This is a genomic window from Enterobacter cloacae complex sp. P14RS (genome assembly GCF_014895895.1).
In the GTDB taxonomy this organism is placed as follows: Bacteria; Pseudomonadota; Gammaproteobacteria; order Enterobacterales; family Enterobacteriaceae; genus Enterobacter; species Enterobacter bugandensis.
This window is the reverse complement of record NZ_JADBQM010000006.1, coordinates 439,463-464,675: the sequence shown is the minus strand read 5'-3', so window position 1 is coordinate 464,675 and position 25,213 is coordinate 439,463. Positions and strand designations below refer to the sequence as shown.

Annotated in this window: 23 protein-coding genes; 8 read left to right on the top strand and 15 right to left on the bottom strand. The window is 56.7% G+C overall.

Going from position 1 to position 25,213, the window contains the following annotated elements:
• The first annotated feature begins 12 nt into the window (after nt 1-12).
• Nucleotides 13-1,479: an aspartate aminotransferase family protein gene (locus tag IM295_RS06230; RefSeq protein WP_028013828.1), complete on the top strand. Its 1,467-nt coding sequence runs from the start codon at nt 13-15 to the stop codon at nt 1,477-1,479.
• 36 nt (nt 1,480-1,515) lie between these two features.
• Here IM295_RS06230 and IM295_RS06225 read toward each other — a convergent pair whose 3' ends face one another.
• The 4 genes from IM295_RS06225 to IM295_RS06210 all read right to left on the bottom strand — a co-directional run bounded on the left by IM295_RS06225 (nt 1,516) and on the right by IM295_RS06210 (nt 5,869).
• Complete coding sequence (locus IM295_RS06225; protein ID WP_045259750.1) at nt 1,516-2,031, bottom strand: protein disulfide oxidoreductase; 516 nt, start codon at nt 2,029-2,031, stop codon at nt 1,516-1,518.
• A gap of 75 nt (nt 2,032-2,106) precedes the next feature.
• On the bottom strand, nt 2,107-4,281 hold the full coding sequence (locus IM295_RS06220) for a polysaccharide biosynthesis tyrosine autokinase (RefSeq protein WP_193066398.1): 2,175 nt from the start codon (nt 4,279-4,281) through the stop codon (nt 2,107-2,109).
• Entirely contained in the window at nt 4,281-4,730 is a 450-nt protein-coding gene (locus tag IM295_RS06215; protein WP_028013831.1) for a protein-tyrosine-phosphatase, read from the bottom strand. The genes IM295_RS06220 and IM295_RS06215 overlap by 1 nt, the downstream gene beginning before the upstream one ends.
• Nucleotides 4,730-5,869 (bottom strand): polysaccharide export protein, encoded by a 1,140-nt coding sequence (locus tag IM295_RS06210; RefSeq protein WP_028013832.1) that lies wholly within the window; start codon nt 5,867-5,869, stop codon nt 4,730-4,732. The genes IM295_RS06215 and IM295_RS06210 overlap by 1 nt, the downstream gene beginning before the upstream one ends.
• 474 nt (nt 5,870-6,343) lie before the next feature.
• On the opposite strand from IM295_RS06210, the gene IM295_RS06205 reads away from it, so the two are divergent.
• Nucleotides 6,344-6,676, top strand: a complete 333-nt coding sequence (locus tag IM295_RS06205; protein WP_008500887.1) for an RcnB family protein — start codon at nt 6,344-6,346, stop codon at nt 6,674-6,676.
• The gene (locus IM295_RS06200; protein WP_045259769.1) at nt 6,627-7,106 is read left to right on the top strand and encodes a GNAT family N-acetyltransferase; all 480 of its coding nucleotides are present in this window, start codon (nt 6,627-6,629) and stop codon (nt 7,104-7,106) included. The genes IM295_RS06205 and IM295_RS06200 overlap by 50 nt, the downstream gene beginning before the upstream one ends.
• A gap of 93 nt (nt 7,107-7,199) precedes the next feature.
• Here IM295_RS06200 and apbC read toward each other — a convergent pair whose 3' ends face one another.
• Entirely contained in the window at nt 7,200-8,309 is a 1,110-nt protein-coding gene (gene apbC / locus IM295_RS06195) for an iron-sulfur cluster carrier protein ApbC (protein ID WP_028013834.1), read from the bottom strand.
• A 137-nt stretch (nt 8,310-8,446) separates the two neighbouring features.
• On the opposite strand from apbC, the gene metG reads away from it, so the two are divergent.
• A complete protein-coding gene (metG, locus tag IM295_RS06190) occupies nt 8,447-10,480 on the top strand; it encodes a methionine--tRNA ligase (protein WP_193066397.1) in 2,034 nt (677 codons plus the stop codon).
• A gap of 31 nt (nt 10,481-10,511) precedes the next feature.
• Here metG and IM295_RS06185 read toward each other — a convergent pair whose 3' ends face one another.
• From IM295_RS06185 to IM295_RS06175, 3 genes are read right to left on the bottom strand one after another with little or no spacing between them, the layout of a single operon-like run.
• Nucleotides 10,512-10,982, bottom strand: a complete 471-nt coding sequence (locus IM295_RS06185) for a DUF1456 family protein (RefSeq protein ID WP_045259745.1) — start codon at nt 10,980-10,982, stop codon at nt 10,512-10,514.
• Nucleotides 10,983-11,028: 46 nt separating this feature from the next.
• Nucleotides 11,029-11,748, bottom strand: a complete 720-nt coding sequence (gene btsR, locus IM295_RS06180) for a two-component system response regulator BtsR (RefSeq protein WP_023312443.1) — start codon at nt 11,746-11,748, stop codon at nt 11,029-11,031.
• Complete coding sequence (locus tag IM295_RS06175; protein WP_041909056.1) at nt 11,742-13,427, bottom strand: sensor histidine kinase; 1,686 nt, start codon at nt 13,425-13,427, stop codon at nt 11,742-11,744. The genes btsR and IM295_RS06175 overlap by 7 nt, the downstream gene beginning before the upstream one ends.
• A gap of 218 nt (nt 13,428-13,645) precedes the next feature.
• On the opposite strand from IM295_RS06175, the gene mlrA reads away from it, so the two are divergent.
• Nucleotides 13,646-14,386 carry an HTH-type transcriptional regulator MlrA gene (gene mlrA, locus IM295_RS06170; protein ID WP_193066396.1) on the top strand — a complete coding sequence of 247 codons (741 nt, stop codon included), beginning with the start codon at nt 13,646-13,648 and terminating at the stop codon, nt 14,384-14,386.
• A gap of 69 nt (nt 14,387-14,455) precedes the next feature.
• Nucleotides 14,456-14,569 (top strand): protein YohO, encoded by a 114-nt coding sequence (locus IM295_RS06165; RefSeq protein WP_008500895.1) that lies wholly within the window; start codon nt 14,456-14,458, stop codon nt 14,567-14,569.
• On the opposite strand, the gene IM295_RS06160 is transcribed toward IM295_RS06165, so the two are convergent.
• The 5 genes from IM295_RS06160 to bglX all read right to left on the bottom strand — a co-directional run bounded on the left by IM295_RS06160 (nt 14,544) and on the right by bglX (nt 20,739).
• Entirely contained in the window at nt 14,544-15,281 is a 738-nt protein-coding gene (locus IM295_RS06160) for an ABC transporter permease (RefSeq protein ID WP_193066395.1), read from the bottom strand. The genes IM295_RS06165 and IM295_RS06160 overlap by 26 nt on opposite strands.
• Entirely contained in the window at nt 15,265-16,215 is a 951-nt protein-coding gene (locus IM295_RS06155; RefSeq protein ID WP_045259742.1) for an ABC transporter ATP-binding protein, read from the bottom strand. The genes IM295_RS06160 and IM295_RS06155 overlap by 17 nt, the downstream gene beginning before the upstream one ends.
• Nucleotides 16,208-17,365 carry an ABC transporter permease gene (locus tag IM295_RS06150; protein WP_047367953.1) on the bottom strand — a complete coding sequence of 386 codons (1,158 nt, stop codon included), beginning with the start codon at nt 17,363-17,365 and terminating at the stop codon, nt 16,208-16,210. The genes IM295_RS06155 and IM295_RS06150 overlap by 8 nt, the downstream gene beginning before the upstream one ends.
• A 12-nt stretch (nt 17,366-17,377) precedes the next feature.
• Complete coding sequence (locus IM295_RS06145) at nt 17,378-18,295, bottom strand: ABC transporter substrate-binding protein (protein WP_041909045.1); 918 nt, start codon at nt 18,293-18,295, stop codon at nt 17,378-17,380.
• A gap of 146 nt (nt 18,296-18,441) precedes the next feature.
• On the bottom strand, nt 18,442-20,739 hold the full coding sequence (gene bglX, locus IM295_RS06140; RefSeq protein WP_041909044.1) for a beta-glucosidase BglX: 2,298 nt from the start codon (nt 20,737-20,739) through the stop codon (nt 18,442-18,444).
• Nucleotides 20,740-20,928: 189 nt separating this feature from the next.
• On the opposite strand from bglX, the gene dld reads away from it, so the two are divergent.
• Entirely contained in the window at nt 20,929-22,677 is a 1,749-nt protein-coding gene (gene dld / locus IM295_RS06135) for a D-lactate dehydrogenase (protein ID WP_193066394.1), read from the top strand.
• 112 nt (nt 22,678-22,789) lie between these two features.
• Entirely contained in the window at nt 22,790-23,344 is a 555-nt protein-coding gene (locus IM295_RS06130) for a GNAT family N-acetyltransferase (RefSeq protein ID WP_028013845.1), read from the top strand.
• Nucleotides 23,345-23,437: 93 nt separating this feature from the next.
• Here IM295_RS06130 and pbpG read toward each other — a convergent pair whose 3' ends face one another.
• Nucleotides 23,438-24,361: a D-alanyl-D-alanine endopeptidase gene (gene pbpG / locus IM295_RS06125; RefSeq protein WP_028013846.1), complete on the bottom strand. Its 924-nt coding sequence runs from the start codon at nt 24,359-24,361 to the stop codon at nt 23,438-23,440.
• A 167-nt stretch (nt 24,362-24,528) separates the two neighbouring features.
• A complete protein-coding gene (locus IM295_RS06120) occupies nt 24,529-25,116 on the bottom strand; it encodes a Yip1 family protein (RefSeq protein ID WP_028013847.1) in 588 nt (195 codons plus the stop codon).
• Between the last annotated feature and the right edge of the window lie 97 nt (nt 25,117-25,213).

Genomic DNA, 25,213 nt, shown 5'->3' with positions numbered 1-25,213 from the left:
TAGTTGATTACGATGTCAGATTCAAACCCAATTTTGTTCTCCTCTGCGCAGAGCATTGAAGCTTACCAGCAGGCGATTGAACAAAGCACTCAGGCTGTGATGCAGTGGCTGAAGCAGCCTGAGATGTACCAGGGCAAAACGGTCGCGGAGCTGCGCGACCGTATTAAGCTGGATTTCAACCCGAAAGGGCTGGGCAACGAAGCGGCGATTGAACGCGCCGTGGAGTTCTTCCTGAAAGACAGCTTGTCCGTTCATCACCCGCAGTGTGTGGCGCACCTGCACTGCCCAAGCCTGGTGGTAAGCCAGGCGGCGGAAGTGCTGATCAACGCCACTAACCAGAGTATGGACTCCTGGGATCAAAGCCCGTCCGCAACCATTATTGAGATCAAACTGATCGAGTGGCTGCGTACCCGCGTGGGTTATCAGGCTGGCGACGCGGGTGTCTTCACCAGCGGCGGTACCCAGAGCAACCTGATGGGTCTGATGCTGGCGCGTGACGCATTCTTCGCGCGTCAGGGCCACTCCGTTCAGCAGGACGGTCTGGTGGGCGATCTGCGCAAAATTCGCGTGCTGTGCTCCGAAAACGCGCACTTCTCCGTGCAGAAAAACATGGCGCTGATGGGCCTGGGCTATCAGTCCGTAGTGCAGGTGAAAACCGACGAGTTCTCCCGCATGGATCTGACCGATCTGGCGGCGAAAATCGAGCAGTGCAACGCGAACGGGGAGCAGATTCTGGCCATCGTCGCGACGGCAGGTACTACCGATGCCGGTGCTATCGATCCGCTGCGTGCCATTGCTGAACTGGCGGCGAAGCAGAACATCTGGGTACACGTTGATGCGGCCTGGGGCGGCGCGCTGCTGATGTCCGATCAGTATCGTCACTACCTGGACGGCATCGAGCTGGTGGATTCCGTCACCCTGGACTTCCACAAGCAGTTCTTCCAGACCATCAGCTGCGGCGCGTTCCTGCTAAAAGAAGCGCGTCACTATGAGCTTATGCGCTATCAGGCGGCCTACCTGAACTCTGAGTTCGACGAAGAAGCGGGCGTGCCTAACCTGGTGTCCAAATCTCTGCAGACCACCCGTCGTTTCGACGCGCTGAAGCTGTGGATGAGCCTGGAAGCGCTGGGTCAGGAGCAATACGCGGCGATCATCGATCACGGCGTAACGCTGGCGCAGCAGGTTGCAGCCTACGTGAAAGAGCAGCCTGCTCTGGAACTGGTTATGCAGCCACAGCTGGCAAGCGTGCTGTTCCGCTTCCGTGGCCAGGTGCAGATGGACGACGCGGGCATCGCCCTGCTGAACCAGAAAATTGGTGATGCGCTGCTGGAATCCGGCCGTGCAAACGTCGGTGTGACCGAGCATAACGGCATCACCTGCCTGAAGCTGACTCTGCTGAACCCAACCGTGACGCTGGAAGATATCAAAATCCTGCTGTCGCTGGTTGAGCGCACCGCGCAGGAAGTTCTCGCGAAGTAATACAAAACCCCTCTTCCGTCGGAAGAGGGGTTATCTTTATACGCCTGCCCACCACATTCTGATTTTCAATCCCCAGTAGCTCGTCCAGCCCGTTGTGGTACTGACTACTTTCCCCTTTGACACAATCACCAGCGTCGGCGTTACGCTCACCTGCCACTGTTGCGACACGGCGCCGTTTGCATCGTTAATCACCGGCATACTCAGGTTTTTCTTTTCAGCCCAGCGAGCGAGCTTTGCATCGTCACCGGAGCGCATGGCAATGCTCACGACGTTACCGCCCTCTTTTGCCAGCTTATCGACCGCAGGTGTCGTATAACGACAGATGCTACACCAGGTTGCCCAGACGTAAATCAGCAGGGGGCGCTCCTTGCTGAGCGCCGCGATATCGTGAATGTTACCGTCGATACTCTGCATAGGCGTTGCGCTAAAGCTGGCGGGTAATGACGGCTTTCGGTATTGATCCACGCCCCACATGACCGCCAGCGTAAGCAGAATGAGTATGATCCCTTCCCGTGCCCAGCGGCGCAGGCGACTCAATTTACGGTTATCCATTATGACCTCTCGATTTAACGGAGGTCATCTTAGCGGGCTATTCGGCGTCATGCTGTAAAGAAGTGTCGCGTCACTTTATTCCGGGGTATAGCCGTAGTTGTAATGGCTATAACCCGAGTGGTAATAGAACGCAGCGGATTTCACAATATCATTGAGAATCGCGCCTTCAACCTGGACGCCCATCTGCTGCAGACGCTTCCGGCAGTTTTCGATCTCTTTGACGCTGGTTTTACCGAAACGGGCAACCAGCAACGTGGTTGCCGCGGCTCTGGCGACGAGTAGCGCATCAGTCACGGCCAGCACCGGTGGCGTGTCGACAATCACGATGTCGTACTCTTTGTCTATTCGCGACATTACCGTCTGGAAGCGCTCATTCATAAGCAGCTCGACAGGATGTGAAGGCTGAGATCCACAGGTCAAGACATCAAAGCCACCTTTCTCGAAGCGTTGAATCGCATCCTGCCACTCTATGCTTCCCCCCAGCACGCTGGACAACCCATGCTGGTTGTTCAGTTTGAAAATATTGTGAACATATCCCTTGCGCATGTCCGCATCAATAAACAGTACCCGTTGACCTGCCTGAGCGGCAATTGACGCCAGCGAGGTGCTCACCAAAGTCTTTCCGCAGTCCTGCGAAGGACCAGAAATCACCACTATCCGATTAACGGCATTCATCATGGTAAAATGCAGACTGGTGCGTAACCCGCGCACCGCCTCGACAAATATATCCGCCGGTCGGTCAACGGGCAGGAAAGGTACGTTTGACGTCCTGTGCTTCCAGTGGGAAGCAAACAGCGTCCTCTTGCGCAAATGCGTTTTTTTCCATAGCCACACTGAACGCGGGAGCGTAGCCAGAAGAGGCATTCCCTGCGCTTCCAGCTGTTCAGACGAGGTGATGCCCCGTTTAAACGCAGAGCGCACCAACACCGTCCCTGCAGAGAGCATCAATCCCACCAGCATACCGAGCACAATGATAATCACTTTGTGCGGTTTGACGGGTCCAGGCTGCGTTACTGCAGGGTCAATGATCCGCACGTTTCCGATGGTGCTGGAGCGCGAGATATTCAGCTCCTGCTGACGCGTCAGCAGCTGCAGGTAGATGGTGCGCCCGGACTCAACGTCACGGCTTAAACGCAAAATTTCCTGCTGTGTAGAAGGCATGGATGAGACACGGTTATTCAGACGCGTACGTTCCTGCTCCAGGGTCTGTTTTTTTTCCCGTAAGGCGCGGTAGGTTGGGTGATCCTTTTTGAAAAGCTGAGAAACTTCTGCTTCGCGGAACGTCAGCTCGTTAAGCTGATTTTCCACATTAACAACCTGATCGAGAACCGTCTTCGCCTCAAGGGATAGATCGACAGAATCGCGCTGCTCTCTGTAGGCGTTCAGTCGTGCTTCTGCTTCATCCAGTTCGCGCCTGATTTTAGGTAATTGGTCCTGTAAAAACGTCAGGCTGCGGGTATCTTTAGCTTCCTGGCGCGCAATATTCTGGCTGAGATAATTTTCAGCAATGGTGTTGAGCACCACGGCGATCTTGTCAGGGTCCTCGCCCGTCAGCGTTAAGGTAATAATTCCGCTCTGCTTCGCCGACTCAGAAACAATGAGTCGGCGCTGAAGGGCGTTAATTGCTTCAAGCTTTGTGACGGTTTTGAGGGCAAACCGGGTGCCTGGTGCCGCACTGAGCGAGGTGACAAGCAGCGTTACTCCGTCTTTAACCAGCGTTTTCCCAACAACGCCATCAGCCTCAAGCGTTTTTCCTTCGAGGTGATACCGGCCCTGCTCCTGAACGGTCAGTAAAAGTTCCTGTGGCTTGTCTTCCAGAAGAGGAAGGGTAAGCGCACCAATTGTCAGTTCATCGGCTTTACTCCCTCGTTCCAGCAGCGGCCCAATGACGGGCAGCACGCGCCGTTTGACGCTGTACGTTAGCCCCAGCTTATCAACGGTCTCTCCCAGAATCATCCGCGACTTGAGCAGCAAGAGTTCGGGCGCAACATCAGGTGAAAGATCGGTACCAAACTGGCTTAAGCTTTTGAGCAACGAGTTGTCCTGCTTCGCTTCTATCTGCACAAGGGCATCAGCCTGATAGATCGGTGTGACGCTATACGCATAGATCCCGGCGCATACGGTGAACAGGAGCGTGATGCACGCTATCATTACCCGATGATCAAACATCTCAGCCAACAGCTGAATGAGATCAATTTCATTATCATGCGGTGTCGCAGCACCAAATTTGTCTGATTTATGAGACGACATTACTGCTTCATTCCTTGTTGACGCAAACGACGAGCCCATTCCTGACTGGCTTTTCCTAACTGCTCGAAAACATATTCGAAGGCTTCCCGGCTTTTGCGATACGGGTCGGGTATGTCCTTTGTTTCCAGCCACTGACCAAACAACAGCGATTTCCCCCGATTCTCCGGCGCCACTGAGGCAATAAAACGGAGATGCTCTGGCTCCATCACCAGAATCAAATCGGATTTTTGTAACAGAAAACGTGTAACCTTACGCGCCACGTGACCTTCCAGCGAAACGCCATGACGTAAGGCGACTGCCTTTGCAGTCGCATCCGCCGGGCGTCCTTCAAGCCCGAAAATACCTGCCGAGGTCACCTGCGCGTCGGGTAGCTGCTGGCGCAACAGCCGCTCACCAATCGGTGAACGGCAAATATTGCCGGTGCAAACCACGAGAATTGAATTGAACATTATTGCGGCCACGACCTGATGTAACGGACGGTTTCGGTCAGGTCATGTACGCCACTGATGGTGGGTACCAGCTGGGCGATCACACGATTCCAGCGTGAAAGCGGTGCCGTCGTGACATAGACAATGTCGTACGGTTCCAGCTCGAATTCTGTGCTCAGCACCATGGCTGAGGCATCTTCCGCATTGAGTTGATAGATGTTGGCGATTTTATCTTTCTCGCCTTTTCGTGAAACCGGGCGAATAACAAAAATCCCGGTGGCATCGGCCATATTCTGGTTTAGCCCGCCTGCATTCCCCAGGGCTTCGGCCAGCGTCATGCCGCTACGATCCATCTTAAGGGTGCTCTGTTTAACCACTTCGCCCATCACAAACACTTTCAGCGCGTCGTTCCGGGGAACAAACAGGATATCGCCCGGATAAAGCAGCTTATTTTGGGTTAAATCGCCATGTTGCATCAGAGCATAGAGGGAAAGGCGTGAGTCCTGGCCATCATGCGTGAGCACGACGTTACGCCAGTCCGCATCCGCAGAGAGACCGCCCGCGGCGTTCACCGCATCCATTACCGTTAATGGAATATTGGTTATTGGCTGCTGGCCCGATTTCTCAACCTCTCCGGTGATATAGGCTTTTTGAGAACGGAAGGAGGCAACGCTGACGTCCACCTGAGGGCTCTCAATGACCTCATCCAGCCGCGCGGTGATCTCCTCACGTACCTGCGAAACCGTTTTGCCCGCCACTTTCAGCTTGCCGACGTAGGGGTAGAAAAGCGTACCATCGGCGTTAACCCAGTTACCCGCGTCGCTCGCGCTACGGTACTGCCCTGCGGGCGTCGTGAGTTCAGGGTGATCCCAGACGGTGACCGTTAAAATGTCCCCTGAGCCAATGCGGTATTCCCAGTTTTTGAGCTGCTCATCAAGAGTAGGATTTGCCTGAGATTTAGAAACGGGTGGGCGCAGTTTTTCAATCAATCCAGGGGTTAAAGGAAAAACCTCCACGCGTTTGTCCAGCGGATCGTTAATTTCCTCACCGGTAGTGACTTTTTTCCCGGAAAGACTTAAGTTCTGGCCTGGTGAAAATACACATCCTGTTAGCTGGCTGAGCGTCAGAAAGGACAGTAAAAGAGCAGTTGTATTTTTCATTTATATAAAATGTTGATTTATCGTTGCGCTGGGTAGTTAACTCGCAAAAAAAGCAAGCAAGACCTTGAAATATCGTTATTTATTATTTCCCCGTGATACTGTAAAACACACGTTCGCTGTTGTTTAAAAACTTAAAAAACAGCGCACAATTGCGCAAGAAAACGGAGAGTAATAATACTTTATGCGCCGCGATATTAAATGTTATCCCTTACGAAAGCATTCGCTTAACGGTGCTATTTTGACGTATAAACTTATTTTCAGAATAGATTAATAAAATAATAAAAATAACAAATATTCCGCACAATCAACATTCACCGCAATGATGAGCATCACCGTTATCGACTACCCAAACCCCTCCACTTTTGTTACATTTTTTATCAAACGCATCATGCTTTGATACTTAAAATAGACCGTCTGTCTTGTGCTGCGTGCCCTGCAGACGAAAGTCTCTGAAACAAAATCACTGGAGAAAAAATGGCTAAGCGTAAATTGCTGCTTCTGGGTGTATTACTGTCTCTGGCGGGCTCCGCGTTTTCTGCCCCGCAGACCGCCGCTGCGCCATCGGGCATCAAGGCCTATGAAGAACAAGAGTTCATCGCCGATTTCACGAAGTTTAAAATCGGCGATACGGCACCGGCGCAGTATCAAACGCCGGAGTACACCATTAAACAGTACCAGCTGCGTAACCTTCCGGCACCGGATGCCGGTACCCACTGGACCTACATGGGCGAAAACTACGTCCTGATTGGCGATGCAGATGGCAAAATCTACAAAGCCTACAATGGAGATATTTTCTATCATCGCTGATACGATCGTAATCCGTCCGTGGCAGGAGAGCGACCGCCCTTTCCTGCGTACGCTCTACCTCCACGCCCGGCGCGAAGCCTGGCCGTGGCTGGACAGTTCTGCGTGGCAGCTTGAAGATTTTGACGCGGCAACCCTGGACGAAGAGATTTGGGTGGCGGAGCAGGATGGGCACCGTCTTGGCTTCGCCTCAGTCTGGACGAACGATAATTTTCTGCACAACCTGTTTGTCGACCCGCAGTATCAGAGCCTGGGCGTCGGACATGTGTTGCTTGAGCACGTACAGAAGACGTTTACCAGCACGGGCTCACTCAAGTGTCTGGTGAAGAATGCGCGGGCTATTACGTTTTACCAGCGGCACGGCTGGCACATTGAGGCGACGGGGAATTCTCCTGAGGGAGAGTACTATCTTATGCATTACCGGCTTGGGTAAAGTCAGGTGGTGCTTCGCTTACCTGACCTACAAAATCGTATTTCGTAGGCCGGGTAAGGCGAAACCGCCACCCGGCAATCCTGCGCTGGGGGGTTACACCGCGCGGAAGGCGATTTCGCCCGGGATCACTTCACCCTGCCAGTAGAGCTGCGCCGCAACGCGCCCCGCCAGCTGGCGATACATCTCAGCGAACTCGCTGTCCGGACGGCTGACGACCGTCGGCTTCCCGCTGTCCAGATCTTCACGCAAGGAAATATGCAGCGGCATCTGCCCCAGCAGCTGGGTGTGATACTGCGCTGCCAGTTTTTCCGCCCCACCCGTACCAAAGATAGGCTCATGGTGTCCGCAGTTGCTGCAGATGTGCATGCTCATGTTCTCGACGATGCCGAGCACCGGCACTTCCACTTTCTCGAACATCACGATGCCTTTTTTGGCGTCGATCAGCGCGATATCCTGCGGCGTGGTGACCACAACGGCCCCCGTTACCGGGATGTTCTGCGCCAGCGTCAGCTGAATGTCACCGGTGCCCGGCGGCATGTCCAGCACCAGATAATCCAGATCCGGCCACATCGTTTCCTGCAGCATCTGCAGCAGCGCTTTGCTGGCCATCGGGCCGCGCCAGACCATGGCGTTATCGTCGGTCACCAGGTAACCGATGGAGTTGGTCGCCAGACCGTGCGCCACGATCGGCGCCATATGCGTGCCGTCCGGCGAAGTTGGACGCTGATTTTCCGCACCCAGCATGTTTGGAATAGACGGACCGTAGATATCGGCATCCAGAATACCGACCTTTGCCCCTTCCGCCGCCAGCGCGAGCGCGAGGTTGACGGCGGTAGAGGATTTACCCACCCCACCCTTACCTGAACTCACGGCGATGATGTTTTTCACCCCGTTGACGCCCGGCTGATTTTTCACACGCTTCAGTGTGGCAATGCTGTGGCTCAGCTTCCAGTCAATCGCTTTCGCACCGGTAATGCGCAGCAGCTCGGCGCTGGTCTGCTCTTTCAGCGCGTCAAAGGCGCTGGTCCAGACGAACGGCATCTGCACTTCAACGTGCAGCGTATCGTCCAGCCACGCGACGTGGTGCAACGCTTTCAGCGTAGTGAGGTTATGTTTCAGGGTTGGATGCTGAAAGTTAGCCAGCGTCCCGGCGACCATTGCTCGTAAGGCTTCCGGTGATTTGGCCTGGGATTGAGAACTCATCCCGACTCCTTTGTTCTTGTGAATAAGACCTTAGACAAACAAGTTTACCTGAAAGGCCGTGGTTTGTGCTTACTTAATAATGCCCCTTTTGGTAATATCGAAAACCCTTTTCACAGTTAAAAGAAGTAATGCCTACTATGACTCAAGTCGCGAAAAAAATTCTGGTAACGTGCGCCCTGCCGTACGCCAACGGCTCAATCCACCTCGGCCACATGCTGGAGCATATCCAGGCTGATGTCTGGGTCCGTTACCAGCGAATGCGCGGCCACGAGGTTAACTTCATCTGTGCGGACGATGCCCACGGCACGCCGATCATGCTGAAAGCGCAGCAGCTGGGGATTTCCCCGGAGCAGATGATTGACGAAATGAGTCAGGAGCATCAGACCGATTTTGCTGGCTTTGACATCAGCTATGACAACTATCACTCCACGCACAGCGACGAAAACCGCGAGCTGTCGGAGCTCATCTACACCCGTCTGAAAGAGAACGGTTTCATCAAAAACCGTACTATCTCTCAGCTGTACGATCCGGAAAAAGGCATGTTCCTGCCGGACCGTTTCGTCAAAGGCACCTGTCCAAAATGTAAATCCCCGGATCAGTACGGCGATAACTGCGAAGTCTGCGGCGCGACCTACAGCCCGACCGAACTGATTGAGCCCAAATCCGTGGTATCCGGCGCCACACCTGTGATGCGTGATTCCGAGCACTTCTTCTTCGACCTGCCGTCCTTCAGCGAAATGCTGCAGGCGTGGACCCGCAGTGGCGCGCTGCAGGAGCAGGTGGCGAACAAGATGCAGGAGTGGTTCGAATCCGGCCTGCAGCAGTGGGATATCTCTCGCGATGCGCCGTACTTTGGCTTCGAAATCCCGAATGCGCCGGGCAAATATTTCTACGTCTGGCTGGATGCGCCAATCGGCTACATGGGCTCCTTCAAGAACCTGTGCGACAAGCGGGGCGACGCCGTCAGCTTCGACGAATACTGGAAGAAAGACTCTACCGCCGAGCTGTACCACTTCATCGGCAAAGACATCGTTTACTTCCACAGCCTGTTCTGGCCGGCCATGCTGGAAGGCAGCAACTTCCGCAAGCCAACCAACCTGTTTGTTCACGGCTACGTCACGGTGAACGGCGCGAAAATGTCCAAGTCCCGCGGGACGTTCATCAAGGCCAGCACCTGGCTGAACCACTTCGACGCGGACAGCCTGCGCTACTACTACACCGCGAAGCTCTCTTCCCGCATCGACGATATCGACCTGAACCTGGAAGATTTCGTGCAGCGTGTGAACGCAGACATCGTCAACAAGGTGGTGAACCTGGCGTCCCGTAACGCGGGCTTTATCGCCAAGCGCTTTGACGGCGTAATGGCCGCTGAACTTGCGGACCCTGCCCTGTACCAAACCTTCACCGACGCGGCAGCCACCATTGGCGAAGCCTGGGAAACGCGCGAGTTCGGTAAAGCAGTGCGTGAAATCATGGCGCTGGCTGACCTGGCTAACCGCTATGTGGACGAGCAGGCGCCGTGGGTTGTCGCTAAACAGGAAGGCCGCGATGCCGATCTGCAGGCCATCTGCTCCATGGGCATCAACCTGTTCCGCGTGCTGATGACGTACCTGAAGCCGGTTCTGCCGCAGCTGGCAGCCCGCGCTGAAGCGTTCCTGAACACCGAACTGACCTGGGATGCAATGGCGCAGCCGCTGCTCGGCCACAAGGTGAACACATTTAAGGCGCTGTATAACCGCATTGAGATGAAGCAGGTTGAAGCGCTGGTCGAAGCCTCTAAAGAAGAGGTGAAAGCGGCTGCAGCACCGGTAACCGGCCCGCTGGCGGACGATCCGATTCAGGAAACGATCACCTTTGATGACTTCGCAAAAGTCGATCTGCGCGTGGCGCTGATTGAAAACGCAGAATTCGTGGAAGGCTCTGACAAGCTGCTGCGCCTGACGCTGGATCTCGGCGGCGAGAAGCGCAACGTCTTCTCCGGCATCCGTTCTGCCTACCCGGACCCGCAGGTGCTGATCGGCCGTCAAACCGTGATGGTCGCTAACCTGGCGCCGCGCAAAATGCGCTTCGGCATTTCCGAGGGGATGGTGATGGCAGCAGGCCCTGGCGGGAAGGATATCTTCCTGTTAAGCCCAGACGAAGGCGCGAAGCCGGGCCAGCAGGTGAAATAACAAAAAAGCCGGAGATAATCTCCGGCTTTTTTTATGGTTTCGGGTGATGCACCCGATGGGTCAGCCCGCGCAGGAAATTACGCAGAAACTGGTCGCCGCACTCGCGGTAATTTTTGTGGTCCGGCGCGCGCATCATGGCAGTGATTTCCGGCATCGACACGCGGTATTTCTGCTCGGTCATGATCGCCTGGATATCGTCCGTTTTCAGCGAGAAGGCGATACGCAGCTTTTTCAGCACCGTGTTGTTGTTCACGCGACGCTCCAGCGCCAGCTCGGGCGCGGAGTCATCTTTTCCACGTTTATCGTAAATCAGCCCGTTCAGAAAACCCGACAGAATGATGTCCGGGCAGCGGACGAAGCCCTCTTCGTCCTCTTTGGTCATCCAGGTATCAAAATTTGCAGACGTGGATTCCATGTCGGACAGCGCAAGAATGCGCACCATGTCGTTATTGTTTGCTTTCAGGGTGTAGCGCAGGCTACGAAGAATATCGTTACTTAGCATAGAGCCTTCGAATGTCGATGATGCAATGGCGCGCAGTGTACCAGTTTTACAGGCCAATCGCCTCTTTCAAACTTTTCAGATAGCGGCGGCTGACGGGGACGGTCTGCCCGGCGCGCAGCACCAGCTCGGCCTGACCGTTATCTTCCAGACGGATCTCCTTCAGGTGCGCCATGTTCACCAGATACTGACGGTGACAGCGAATCAGCGGCGTGCGGCTCTCCAGCGTGCGCAGGGTCAGCTCGGTAAACCCTTCGTTCCCTTCCGCGCTGGTGACAAACACCCCGCTCAGGCGGCTGCTGACAAACGCCACATCATCCATCTGCAGCAGATAAATCCGGCTGTGCCCGGTGCAGGGGATAAATTTCAGCGGCTGCTGGTTCTCCGGCAACAGCGTAACGTCCTGGACGGTTCGCTCCTGGCGTAAGCGGGTGAGCGTTTTTTCCAGCCGCTTCTCTTCAATCGGCTTGAGTAAATAATCGAACGCGTGCTCCTCAAAAGCCTTAACGGCATATTCGTCGAACGCCGTCAGAAACACGATGTAGGGACGATGCGCCGGGTCGAGCATGCCGACCATCTCCAGCCCGCTGATGCGCGGCATCTGAATGTCGAGGAACAGCACGTCCGGGCGCAGCTTGTGCACCGCACCGATGGCCTCAATGGCGTTGGCGCACTCCCCCACAATCTCAATGTCTGGCTGCTCCTGCAGCAGAACGCGCAGGTTTTCCCGTGCCAGCGGCTCGTCATCCACGATCAGCACTCTTAACATGCGTTTTCCTCCAGCGGCAGTCGAACGGTAATACGGGTAAAACGGTCAGGCTCGCAGGCGACGGTAATGCCACAGTCGTCGCCAAAATGGGCGCGCAGACGTTTATCAACCAGGCTCATCCCTAATCCGCCCGAAGCGGAAGGCTGGTACAGCCCGGCGTTATCTTCAATATCCAGCACCAGATGGTGGTTAAAACGGCTGGCGGCAATGGTTATCTCCCCTCTCCCCAGCAGCTGCGAGGTACCGTGCTTGATGGCGTTCTCCACAATAGGCTGCAGGGTAAAGGCCGGGAGATGTTGATACGCCAGCTCGTCCGGAACGGAGAGCGACACCTGCAGGCGGGACTGAAACCGCGCCTGCTCAATTTGCAGATAGGCATTCACGTGCTCAATTTCATCGGCGAGGGTCACGATCTCTGACGGGCGCTTCAGGTTTTTACGGAAAAAGGTCGACAAAAACTGCACCAGCTGCGCGGCCTGATCGCTGTCGCGGCGGATCACCGCTTTGAGCGTGTTGAGGGCATTAAACAGGAAATGCGGATTGACCTGGGCGTGCAGTAGCTTAATTTCAGACTGCGTCAGCAGGGCTTTCTGCCGTTCATATTGCCCCGCAAGAATTTGCGCGGAAAGAAGCTGGGCGATACCCTCCCCCAGCGTGCGGTTGATGGAGCTGAACAGACGGTTTTTCGCCTCATACAGCTTGATAGTGCCCATCACCCGCTGATTTTCCCCGCGCAGCGGAATGACGAGCGTGGAGCCCAGCTTGCACTGCGGATGCAGCGAGCAGCGGTAAGGCACTTCGTTACCGTCGGCATACACTACTTCGCCGGTTTCAATGGCGCGCAGCGTATAGGTCGACGAGATCGGTTTGCCCGGCAGATGGTGATCGTCTCCGGTGCCGGTAAACGCCAGCAGCTTTTCGCGATCGGTAATGGCCACCGCACCGATATCCAGCTCTTTATAGAGCACCTGCGCAACCTTCATGCTGTTCTCTTCGTTAAACCCCTGACGCAGGATCCCTTCGGTCGAGGCGGCAACCTTCAACGCCGTGGCGGAAAAGGCCGAGGTGTACTTCTCAAACATGGCGCGCTTGTCGAGCAGAATACGCATAAACAGCGCCGCGCCGACGGTGTTGGTCACCATCATCGGGGCGGCAATACTGCTGACCAGGTGCAGCGCATCCTCGAACGGGCGGGCAATCAGCAGAATGATCGCCATCTGCGCCATTTCAGCCACAAAGGTAATGGCCCCGGCGGTAAGCGGGCTAAACACCTTGTCCGGGCGACCGCGCTTAATCATATAGCTGTGCACCAGGCCACCAAGCAGCCCTTCGACGATCGTCGAGATCATGCAGCTGAGCGCCGTCATCCCGCCCATGGAATAGCGATGCAGCCCACCGGTTAAACCGACAAGACCACCGACGACCGGGCCGCCCAGCAGCCCGCCCATCACCGCGCCGATGGCGCGCGTATTAGCAATAGAGTCTTCGATGTGGAGGCCGAAGTAGGTCCCCATGATGCAAAAAATAGAGAAGGTGACGTAGCAGAGCAGCTTGTGCGGCAGACGTACGGTGACCTGCATCAGCGGAATGAAAAGACGCGTTTTGCTCATCAGCCAGGCAATGACCAGAAACACGCACATCTGCTGAAGCAACAGCAGCACCAGGTTAAACTCGTACATACTCAAAACCGCACACGCTAAAAAACGCGTAACATACACGGATGCGGCTGAACTTTCTTTGAAGCGCCCCAAAAAAGCGCAAAATCGTGTCCGTTATCACATCTTTTTCTGCACATCGTGCATGGTTCGCATTATTTGTTTAGAAATTAATCAATTCTTCCTGGTTCGGCAAAGTGGGTCTACAGTTAAGCTGGGGACGCGTAAGCCAGGGGGCAAATATGGCGCTTTACACAATCGGTGAAGTGGCACTCCTTTGTGATATCAATCCCGTTACCCTACGGGCGTGGCAGCGACGGTATGGATTGCTCAAACCGCAGAGGACGGACGGTGGTCATCGCCTTTTCAACGATGCCGATATCGACCGGATCCGCGAAATCAAAAGCTGGATCGACAACGGGGTGCAGGTCGGGAAAGTGAAGTCCCTGCTGAGCCACGACGACCCGGACACGCAACGCCTCTGGCGCGAGCAGCAGGAAACGCTGCTGCGGCTCCTGCAGGCGGGTAACCTGCAGCGACTGCGCGCCTGGATCAAAGAGCAGGGTCGCGATTATCCGGCGAAAACGCTTATCACCCATCTTTTGATTCCGCTCCGTCGGCGCCTGCAGTGCCAACAGTCTACCCTGCAGGCGCTGCTCAGCATGCTTGACGGGGTGCTGATCAACTATATTGCCGTCTGTCTTGCCTCGGCGAAGAACAAGGCAGGAAAAGATGCGCTGGTGGTCGGCTGGAACGTGCATGATACTACCCGTCTGTGGCTGGAAGCGTGGATCGCCACCCAAAAGGGCTGGCGCGTGGATGTCCTTGCGCACTCGCTGGGGCAGCTCAAACCCGAGTTTTTCGACGGCCAGACCCTGCTGGTCTGGTGTGGCGAAGTGCCGTCCGCCACGCAGCAACAGCTGCTGACGGAGTGGCGTGAGCATGGTTATCCGGTTTATTCCCTTGGCCCGGATGAGCCATAACGGCATTTAATGGTTCATTAACAGCTGCGCTTCACCGTATAATTGTTCCGTTAACAACAGGAGCACATGATGAAGGCAACTAAACTCGCCATTATTACCCTTTTTGTCCTGATGGCCGTAAGCGGTATCGGCGGCGTGATGCTTGCAGGATACTCGTTTATCGTTCGTGGCGGTGTCGGCTGAGGTACAGCGCCAGCCGCTCAAAAAGGCGATCGACAACGATGGCCGCCAGCGCGACCAGCACCGCCCCCTGCACAATATAAGCCGTATTAAACCCGCTTAAGCCGATGATGATCGGCGTTCCCAGCGTATTGGCACCGACCGTAGACGCAATGGTCGCCGTCCCGATGTTAATGATCACCGACGTGCGGATCCCGGCAATAATAACCGGTGCCGCAAGCGGCAGTTCTACCTTGCGCAGCCGCTGCCAGCGGCTCATCCCCATCCCTTCCGCCACGCTTAAAACAGACGCCGGGACCGCCGCAACGCCCGCCAGCGTGCCCTGCAGAACGGGCAATACGCCGTATAAAATCAGCGCAATAATCGCGGGCTGCTGACCAAAACCCATCACCGGCACCGCTATCGCCAGCACCGCCACCGGCGGAAACGTCTGCCCAATGGCCGCAACCGTCTCCACCAGCGGACGAAACTCCCGGCCCGCAGGTCGCGTGACCGCGATGCCCGCCCCTACTCCCAGCACCACCGCGATGACGCTTGAGAGCGCCACCAGCCAGAGATGCGCCAGGGCAAGGTTAATAAAGCTCTCCTGCTGATACACCGGCCGCGGTAGCCCCGGAAAAAGAGTGTTAAACAGCGCCGCGCTGTGAGGCATCAGAAACAGTAAGGCGACAAAGAGCACTACCAGCCAGAGGAGCGGATCACGCAGTGCCTTCACGCGTCACCTCCCCGGCCAGCAGATCGCGAAAATGCAGGCTGCCGCACGGCGCACCCCGGACATCCGCCACGGGCAGGACTTCGCACCGGCGCGCGACAAACGCGGAGAGGGCATCCCGCAGGCTCATCTGCTCCTGTAACGGTTCCCCGCCGGGCGGTGCATTCTCCCGGCGCATATAGTCTCCGACCGTCCGCAGGGAGAGCAGCCTGACGCCCAGTTCGCTGCGGCCAAAAAACTCGCGTACAAAGTCATTCTTCGGGCTGGTCAGCAGCGCAAGCGGCGCGCCCTGCTGCACCACCTCGCCGTGGTCCATCAGCACCAGATGGTCGGCCAGGCGCAGGGCTTCATCTATATCGTGCGTCACGAGGACGATGGTTCGACCAAGAATGCGGTGAATGCGGGTCATCTCCGTTTGCAGCGCCCCGCGCGTAACGGGATCCAGCGCGCCAAAGGGTTCATCCATCAGCAGCACCTGCGGGTTAGCCGCCAGCGCGCGCGCCACGCCCACGCGCTGCTGTTGCCCACCGGAGAGCTGGTGAGGATAGCGCTCGCGCAACGCGGGCTCCAGCCCCAGCAGAGACATCAGTTCATCAACGCGGTCAGCGATTTTAGCCCGCGACCATTTCTCCAGCTGCAGCACGGTGGCGATGTTCTGTGCCACCGTCCAGTGCGGAAACAGGCCGATAGACTGAATGGCATAGCCCATTCGGCGGCGCAGCTCCAGCACCGGCAGGCTGCGGATCTCTTCCCCGGCAAAGCGAATTAACCCGCTGTCATGCTCCACCAGCCGGTTGATCATCTTCAGCGTGGTGGATTTTCCCGAGCCCGAAGTGCCAATCAGCACGGAAAATGCCCCCTCGGCAAAGTTCAGGTTCAGATGGCTTGCCGCCGGGCGGCCGGCAAAGGTTTTACTCACATCATGAAATTCAATCATTGGCTCTTCTCCTGAGCAGCGCGAGCCATAAGGCAAACAGGGCGTCGACGACAACCGCCAGCGCAATGGTAGGGACTACGCCTAACAACACCAGATCGAGGGCGCTGCTCAGCAGCCCCTGGAACACCAGCGCGCCAAAGCCGCCCGCTCCAATCAGCGCGGCAATCACCGCCATGCCAACGGTCTGAACCGCTACCACACGCAGGCTGCGCAGCAGCAGGGGCAGCGCCAGCGGGAGCTGTATCTTCCAGAAACACTGTCGCGCGCTCATCCCCATCGCATGGGCGCTTTCCAGCACATCCGGCGCAACCTGGCTTAAGCCCGCGACTACGCCGCGCACCAGCGGGAGCAGCGCGTACAGCACCAGCGCAATCAGCGCGGGCGTTAACCCCGTTCCGGCGATACCCACCGCGCCCAGCGCGGGAAACGACTTCACCAGCCCGGCCAGAGGGGCAATCAGCAGGCCAAACAGCGCAACGGAGGGAATGGTCTGGATGACGTTGAGTACAGCAAAGATGCTACCCTGACGTGAGGGATGACGATAACACCACATGCCGAGCGGTATCCCGATCAGCAGCGCCGGGATCAGCGTGCCGAAAAGGATCGTCAGATGTTGCGCCAGGGCATCATCAAACACCTCCTGACGGTTGGCGTACTCTTTTAACAGCGAGAGGTTGTTCAGTTCACCACTGAACAATAACAGCAGCGGAATAGACCATATCTGCGCATTAAGCACCCAGCGCCAGACAGAACTGGCGATGAGACGACGAATCGCATCGCTGCTGGCCAGTAAACACAAAGCCAGCCAGAGCCACAGGCCGCTGCCTGGCGTGGTTCTCGCCAGCGGACTTTCCGCCGAGGCCATATGCGTTGCCGCCAGCCCCGCGCTCCAGAACAGCGTGATAAAGAGACCTTCCGAGAGCAGCAGCGTCAGCCACTGCGCCGTTCGCCCTTGCCAGAGCGACAGTGCAACCCACGCGGCCAGCGCAGCCGCCAGCCACCACGGCGTGAACGACCATACGTCCCAGAGAGCACGCCCTTCCCCCGACATCAGGCGGTTAGGCGCGACGTTCACAAACGGTAACGCGACCGCCGCGATGGCCACGCAGGCCAAAAGCAGCAGTACGCGGTTATGACATTTTATTGGCACAGCCCTTTCCCGTTACTTCACAAGCCCTTGTTGTTTCAGGAAGTCGGCGGCCACTTTTTTGGCATCCAGTCCCTCGACGGCAATGCTGGCATTCAGCTGTTGCAGCGTTTTTTCATCCAGCTTTTCGAAGACCGGTTTGAGCCATTCAGCAATATCCGGGTAGGCTTTCAGCACCGCCTCACGCACAACCGGGGTAGGAGCGTAAATCGGCTGAACGCCTTTTGGATCGGTCAGGGTTTGCAGGCCCAGTGCCGCGACCGGGCCGTCGGTGCCGTAGGCCATCGCCGCGTTAACGCCGGAGGTTTGCTGCGCCGCCGCCTTAATAGTTACCGCCGTATCTCCGCCCGCCAGCGAGAGCAGCTGCGCCTGGTCGAGCTTGAAGTCGTACGCTTTTTCGAATGCAGGGAGCGCGTCGGGACGCTCGATAAACTCCGCGGACGCCGCGAGCTTGAAGTCGCCCTTCTCTTTCAGGTAGCGGCTGAGATCCGCAAGCGAGGTGAGCTTCCCTTTCTCCGCCACGTCCTTACGCACGGCGATAGTCCAGGTATTGTTGGCCGGGGCCGGGGTCAGCCAGACCAGCTTGTTCTGTTCCGCGTCGAGTTTTTTGACTTTTTCATAGCCAGCTTTGGCGTTTTTCCATGCTGGATCGTTCTCTTCTTTAAAGAAGAACGCGCCGTTGCCGGTATATTCAGGATAGATATCCAGCTCGCCGGAGGTAATCGCGCCGCGCACGACGGGCGTGGTGCCCAGCTGAACTTTATTGACGGTTTTCACGCCGTGGCTTTCCAGCACCTGGAGAATAATATTCCCGAGCAGCGCGCCCTCGGTATCGATCTTTGAGCCCACTTTTACCGGCTCCGCCGCCTGTAACGGCAGGCTTAGCGCCGCGAGTAGCGCCGCAGAAACTACCATCCCCGATTTAATCGTCATTCCGCTATCCTCATTTTTTTGCTGCCTTTTTCAGAGGCTTGAGAGAAAAGCGTAGCTTAAAACGGCGGATTTACCCGGCAAAATGCCTTTTTAGCATAAGGTAAGACGCATCCCCCGATGGACGGGGGATGCAAAGGAGGGAAAGGTTACAGCAGCTCGAACTCGCCTTTATTTACGCGGGCGGAATCCACCCCGATAAAGACGTTAAACTTGCCCGGTTCCGCATCATATTTCATCTGCTGGTTCCAGAACTTCAGCGCATCCACGTCAATCGGGAAGCTGATGGTTTTGGTTTCGCCAGGCTTGAGATTGACCTTCTCAAAGCCGCGCAGCTGCTTCACAGGACGGCTCATCGAGGCGGTGACATCCTGCACGTACATCTGAATCACCGTTGCCCCTTCACGCTTGCCGGTGTTGGTCACCTCGACGCTGGCGGTGACCTTGCCGTCACGCTTCAGGCTCGGCGCCGACATTTTCACCTCAGAGACCTTGAAGGTGGTGTAGCTCAGGCCATAACCAAACGGGTAGAGCGGGCCGTTAGCTTCGTCAAAATAACGAGACGTGTATTTGTTCGGCTTGTCGGCGTTGTACGGGCGACCGGTGTTCAGGTGGCTGTAGTAAACCGGGATCTGCCCGACGGAGCGCGGGAAGGACATCGGCAGCTTGCCCGACGGGTTGTAATCGCCAAACAGCACGTCGGCGATGGCGTTACCGCCTTCGGTGCCGGCGAACCAGGTTTCCAGAATGGCGTCAGCCTGCTGGTCCTCTTTCACCAGCGCCAGCGGACGACCGTTCATCAGCACCAGCACAAGCGGCTTGCCGGTCGCTTTCAGGGCGGCGATCAGATCGCGCTGGCTCTGCGGGATGGTGATGTCGGTACGGCTGGAGGCTTCGTGCGCCATACCCTGCGCTTCCCCCACGACCGCGACAACGACGTCAGACTGCTTCGCCGCGTTGACCGCTTCGTCGATCATCTCCTTCGGCGTGCGCGGATCGACCTTCACCGCTTCCTCGTACTGGTTGAGGAAGGTGACGATGTCTTTATCGTCGGTGACGTTCGCCCCTTTGGCGTACACCACTTTGGCGTTTTCACCGACGGCGCTCTTGATGCCGGTCAGGACGGTAACGGACTGATCGGCCACGCCCGCAGCAGACCAGCTACCCATCACGTCGCGCTTGCTGTCAGCCAGCGGGCCGACCACAGCAATAGTGCCGGATTTTTTCAGCGGCAGCGTGTCGAGGCGGTTCTTCAGCAGCACCAGGCTTTCGCGCGCCACTTCACGCGCTTCTTTGCGATGCAGGCGGCTTTCGGCGTTAGTATCCGCCGGGTCAGAATCTTTCGGCCCCAGGTGGCTGTACGGATCGTTAAACAGCCCCATGTCATATTTCACGTTCAGCACGTGGCGCGCGGCATCGTCCAGCTCCGCCATCGTTACCTTGCCGCTCTTCACCAGCCCCGGCAGGTATTTGCTGTAGTACTCGTCGCTCATGCTCATGTTGATGCCGGACTTAAGCGCAACGCGCACCGCGTCTTCCGGATCGGACGCCGTGCCGTGCTTGATCAGCTCTTTAATCGCGCCGTGGTCGGAAACGGTGATGCCCTTAAAGCCCCACTGGTCGCGAAGGACGTCTTTCAGCAGCCAGGAATCAGAGGTCGCAGGCGTGCCGTTCAGCGAGTTCAGCGCCACCATCACCGCGCCGCTGCCCGCATCCAGCCCTGCCTTGTACGGCGGCATGTAGTCGTTAAACAGGCGCTGTGGGCTCATGTCGACGGTGTTGTACTCTTTACCGCCTTCCACGGCGCCGTAGGCCGCGAAGTGTTTAACGCTGGTCATCACCGAGTAGCGGTCCGCCGGGCTCTTGCCCTGCATCGCTTCCACCATGGTTTTGCCCATCGTGGCCGTTAAATAGGTATCTTCACCGAAGCCTTCCGAGGCGCGGCCCCAGCGCGGATCGCGCGAGACGTCCACCATCGGTGCCCAGGTCATGTTCAGGCCGTCGTCCGCCGCTTCATAGGCCGACACGCGCCCGACGGTTTTCACCGCGTCGAGGTTAAACGAGGAGGCTAAGCCGAGGCTGATCGGGAAGACGGTGCGCTGGCCGTGCACCACGTCATAGGCGAAGAACAGCGGGATTTTCAGGCGGCTGAGCTGCATCACCTGATCCTGCATGGCGCGGATATCCTGGCGGGTGACGGTGTTAAAAATCGCGCCCACCTGGTTCTCTTTGATCATCTCGCGGATGGCCTCTTTCGGGTTATCCGGGCCAACGCTGATCAGACGCAGCTGGCCGATTTTTTCATCGACCGTCATCTTCTTAAGCAACTCCGTGACAAACGCGTCGCGGGCTTCAGGCGTGAGCGGGTGATTACCAAACAAATCCTCTGCCAGCGCAGGTTGCAGCGCCAGGCTGACGGCGACACCTACAGAACATAGCCATTTCATGTTGTTATTCTCTCTCATCAATAACCGTGGGAAGCACCCGGCCAGACCGTGCGAAAAGCGCAGTGTGCCATAAACCCTCTGAACGTTGCAGGGTTATTCTCTGATTTTTCTCGTGAATACTCGACCGCTGAACAGTTAATCGCGCTATGCTTTACAGCGAGAAATTTGCCCCACCACAAGGAGTGGAAGATGACTTCTGTTCGAACTGACGATAACAAAACATTTATTAACGAACTGTCGCGCCTGGTTGGCTCCTCTCACCTGCTTACCGACCCGGCCAAAACCGCCCGCTACCGTAAGGGTTTCCGCTCCGGCCAGGGCGACGCGCTGGCGGTGGTCTTCCCCGGCACGCTGCTGGAGCTGTGGCGCGTGCTGAGCGCCTGCGTTGCGGCGGACAAGATTATTTTAATGCAGGCGGCCAACACCGGCCTGACCGAAGGTTCCACGCCGAACGGCAACGATTACGATCGCGATATCGTGATTATCAGCACCCTGCGCCTCGACAAGCTGCACCTGCTGGACAAAGGCGAGCAGGTGCTCGCGTTCCCGGGCACCACGCTCTACTCGCTGGAAAAAGCGCTTAAGCCGCTGGGCCGCGAGCCGCACTCGGTGATCGGCTCCTCCTGCATTGGCGCCTCGGTGGTCGGTGGGATCTGCAATAACTCAGGCGGTTCGCTGGTCCAGCGCGGCCCGGCCTACACCGAAATGTCACTTTTTGCCCGCATCGATGAAAACGGCAAGCTGACGCTGGTGAACCACCTGGGCATCGATCTGGGCGTGACGCCGGAACAGATCCTCAGCAAGCTCGACGACGACCGCGTGAGGGACGAAGACGTGCAGCACGACGGTCGCCACGCGCACGACCACGATTACATCACCCGCGTGCGCGATATCGAGGCCGATACCCCGGCGCGCTACAACGCCGATCCGGATCGCCTGTATGAATCGTCCGGCTGCGCGGGCAAGCTGGCGGTTTTTGCGGTGCGTCTCGACACCTTCCCGGCAGAGAAAAAGCAGCAGGTATTTTACATCGGCACCAATCAGCCTGAGGTCCTGACCGAAATTCGTCGCCATATTCTGGGCGAATCCACCCACCTGCCGGTGGCGGGCGAGTACATGCATCGGGATATTTACGACATCGCGGAGCGCTACGGGAAAGACACCTTCCTGATGATCGATAAGCTTGGCACCGACAAAATGCCGTTCTTCTTCACCATGAAGGGCCGCACCGACGCGATGCTGGAGAAAGTGCCGCTGTTCAAGCCCCACTTTACCGACCGCTTTATGCAGAAGCTGGGCAACGTTTTCCCTGCACATCTGCCGGAGCGAATGAAAACCTGGCGTGATAAGTACGAACATCACCTGCTGCTGAAAATGGCCGGGGACGGGATCGCCGAAGCGCAGAGCTGGCTGACCGAGTTCTTCAGGACGGCTGAGGGTGATTTCTTTGCCTGCACGCCGGAAGAAGGCAGCAAAGCCTTCCTGCACCGCTTCGCCGCGGCGGGTGCCGCTATCCGTTACCAGGCGGTGCATTCCGAAGAAGTGGAAGATATTCTGGCGCTGGATATCGCCCTGCGACGCAACGACACCGAATGGTTTGAGCATCTACCGCCGGAAATCGACAGCAAGCTGGTGCATAAGCTCTATTACGGCCACTTTATGTGCTACGTCTTCCATCAGGATTATATCGTCAAAAAAGGGGTGGATGCTCACGAACTGAAGGAGCAGATGCTCGCCCTGCTGCGCGAGCGTGGCGCACAATATCCTGCGGAACACAATGTCGGGCATCTTTATAAAGCCCCTGACGCCCTTAAGCAGTTTTATCGCGAGAATGACCCTACAAACAGCATGAACCCCGGAATCGGGAAAACAACGCGGAAGAAATACTGGAAAGAGAGTGCAGACGCGGAGCAGCGCATAACGCAAGCGTCTGATTAAACCCTACAGCCAAATTTGAGAGATTGTTTCGCGCGCCTTAATCGTAATAGAGTAGCGGTCTGTCGCCGGAGAAATGTTTCTCCGGCATTCTATAACGAGGAGCAGGCGCATCATGTCGGCTGTTGATGTTTTATCCGAAACCGAACTGGAAGTGCGCGACGCCCTTCCCGATGATGTGCATGCCATCGCCGCCATCTATGCCTGGCATGTGCTTCACGGACGCGCGTCATTCGAAGAAGTCCCCCCCACCATCGACGAAATGCGTCAGCGCATGAAAAGCGTGGCCGAGAACGGTTTACCGTGGCTAATCGCGCTCTATCGCGGCATCGTGGTGGGCTATTGTTACGCCACCCCTTACCGACCGCGTCAGGCCTATCGCTATACCCTGGAAGAGTCGATTTACGTGGATGCCAGCATCACCGGACGCGGTTTTGGCACCGCATTAATGAACGCGCTGATCGCGCGCTGCGAGCAGGGCCCGTGGCGGCAGATGATTGCCGTTGTGGGAGATGGCAATAATAATTCCGGCTCGTTACGGCTGCATAAAAAACACGGCTTTGAGATTGTCGGTCAGCTTCGCAGCGTGGGGTATAAGAAAGGCGACTGGCGGGATACGGTGATAATGCAGCGCCCGCTCAATGACGGTGACTGGACGCTGCCGGAATAAACGTAAAACGGTAACCTGGGTTACCGTTTTTAGTGTTTTCTCCCTCTCCCGTGGGAGAGGGTCGGGGTGAGGGCATCAACGCGCAGAGGGGAATTAATCGTTTTGCGCCGTCGCCATCTGCTCCGCTTTCTGCTTTTTATAGGTCAATGCCGCAGCCGGAACGGGCTGCACTTTCCCGGTCTCAATCCAGGTCCGCAGGCGGCTCGCATCCGCGAAGTGGGTATATTTCCCGAAGGCATCCATCACCACCAGCGCCACCGGCTTACCGTTAAACACGGTGCGCATCACCAGGCAGTGGCCTGCCGCATTGGTAAACCCGGTTTTGGTTAACTGAATATTCCAGTTCTCGCGGTACACCAGATGGTTCGTGTTGCGAAACGGCAGCGTGTAAGACGGATTCGAGAATGTCGCCATGTCCTCACGCGTGGTGCTGAGCTGGCCGAGCAGCGGGTACTGCTTGCTGGCAATCAGCAGTTTCGTCAGATCGCGGGCCGTGGAGACGTTGTTAATCGACAGACCTGTCGGTTCAACAAAATGAGTATTGCTCATCCCCAGCGCTTTGGCTTTGGCGTTCATCGCGCGGATAAAGGCATCGTAACCGCCAGGATAGTGGTGCGCCAGACTTGCCGCCGCACGGTTTTCGGACGACATCAGCGCCAGCAGCAGCATATTTTTACGGCTGATTTCACTGTTCAGGCGCACGCGAGAGTAGATCCCTTTCATCTCCGGCGTGTGGCTGATATCCACTTTCAGCTTTTCGTCCAGCGGCAGGCGAGCATCAAGCACCACCATCGCGGTCATTAATTTGGTTATTGAGGCGATCGGGCGCACCAGGTCCGGGTGGCTGGCGTAAATCACTTTATTGGTGTTGAGATCAACAATCATCGCGCTGCCGGACGCAATTTGCGGCTGAGCAGCAGCGGTGGTCACCGCGGGCGTTTTGGCGACGGCTGGCACGGCAGCGGACGCGCCCAGCAGCAGCGCCAGGCTAAGTAAGGAGACACGAAATTTCAGCATGGTGAGACTTCTGATAATTATTCACGCACGTAATGACGTACACCGCCTGCGTCGACTGATAAACACAGGCTGGCTTCGGCATCATAGCGGTCACCGTGCTTTGTCGCCAGCGGATAATCGTGAACAGATGCTGCATTGCTGGCATTTACGCCAGCAATGCAGTGAGCTTAGAAGAGACGGTATCCATAACCCCAGAGAATAACCGTCAGTGCCAGTAACACCTCCAGTACCAGCACCCCGATGGCAAGCGTGGAACCGGAGAAGCTCAGGCCCTCTTCTTTATTGATATTCAGGAAGGTTGGAACGCCCAGATACAGCAGATAACCGGTGTAAAAGAGCGCAACAGTACCGATCAGCGCGCACAGCCAGACCAGTGGATAGAGCGCAACAATACCGCTTAAGAACAGCGGGGTCGCGACGTATCCGGCGAAGACCATACAGTGTGCCAGCGATGGGCGCTGTGGGTAGTTACGCGCCATCCAGTGAATGACGCGCCCCATGACCGCCACCCCTGCCAGCATCAGGCCATAAAAGAGAATGGCCAGATAAAGCCCGGTAAACCAGGAGAGCTGAACCACGGTACCGTCACCGAAGTTCCAGCCGATTTGTGTTGTGCCAATAAACGCGCATATTACCGGCACCGCGGCCATCAGCAGCACATGGTGGGTGTAATGATGCGAGACCGTTTCGTTCTCACTTTTGATGACATGCATTTCACGATCGGGATGGGAGAAAAGTCCCCAGACATGGTTCATAGCGCCCCCTTGTTGTCGGCCCGTCAGCGATACCTTAAGTATAATGCAGGCTTTAGATTATTTTATGTACAGTGGGAAATTTCCGTTGATTGCCGCG